At 69.9% G+C, this 1090-nt stretch carries 2 protein-coding genes; both read left to right on the forward strand.

Annotated features, from left to right (window positions below; genetic code table 11):
- A partial coding sequence (locus ACTS11_RS13585; RefSeq protein ID WP_442640842.1) for a metallopeptidase family protein occupies positions 1–386 on the forward strand: 386 nt, incomplete at its 5' end.
- A 126-nt stretch (positions 387–512) separates the two neighbouring features.
- Positions 513–1090 (forward strand): MBL fold metallo-hydrolase (locus tag ACTS11_RS13590; RefSeq protein ID WP_442640843.1); only part of this gene is annotated, 578 nt, incomplete at its 3' end.

Consider the following 1090-nt stretch of genomic DNA (forward strand, 5'->3'; position numbering starts at 1 on the left):
TGGCCCCCGGCCTCGGCGAGATCGAGGCGCTGGCGGACGGTGCGCTCGCCATGCTGCCGCAGCCCTACCAGGCGGCGGCGCGGCAGGTCGTCATCCGGGTCGAGGATTTCGCGCCGCGCCGCATCCTCCTCGACATGGGCGTGGAGGATCCCTTCGAGCTGACCGGCCTCTACGACGGCATCCCCCTCACCGAGAAGTCGGTGATGGACCAGCCGGGCCAGCCCGACACGATCTGGCTGTTCCGGCGGCCGATGCTCGACGAATGGTCCGACCGCGGCAACGTCAGCCTCGGCGAACTCGTCACCCACGTCCTGGTCCACGAGCTCGCTCACCATTTCGGCTGGAGCGACGAGGACATCGCCCAGATCGACCCCTGGTGGGAGTGAGCGCCCCCCTGCACGCCTGCACAGGTCCTGTGCGGCGGCGTGCGTGACGGTCACGCGGCCGTGAAGGTCGGTCCCGCGGGTGCGCGCTAGCTCCTGCGCCACACCAACCGACAGGAGGACCCGACCATGACCGGATTGACCCGCCGCACGCTTATCGCCTCGGGGGCGGCGCTGCCGCTCGCGGGCGCGCTCGCCGGCGCGACGCAGGCCCAGGCGCCGATGATGGGCGCGAGCTTCGCGCGCCACCGCCGCTTCATGATCGGCGGCTTCGAGGTGACGACGATCCTCGCCGGAACAACCCCGCGCGAGGAGCCGCAGACGATCTTCGGCACCAACGTCTCCGCCGAGGACTTCGCCGAGGTGAGCCGCGAGAACTTCCTCTCGACCGAGACCTCGCAGTTCTTCTTCACGCCCACGCTGGTGAACACGGGCAGCGAGCTGGTGCTCTTCGACACGGGGCTCAACTCCGCGGCGACGGTCGAGGCGCTGGCGAGCGCGGGCTATTCGCCCGACCAGGTGAGCATCGTCGTTTTCACCCACATGCACGGCGATCACATCGGCGGCATGATGACCGAAGGCGCGCCCACCTTCGCCAATGCCCGCTACGTGACCGGCCAGGCGGAGTTCGACCACTGGGACGCCGCGGGCAACGAGGGGTTCGACTCGAACGTGGCCCCGATGGCCGACGCCATGACCTTCCTCGG

Source organism: Roseicyclus sp. (assembly GCF_052168335.1).
Taxonomy (GTDB): domain Bacteria; phylum Pseudomonadota; class Alphaproteobacteria; order Rhodobacterales; family Rhodobacteraceae; genus Roseibacterium.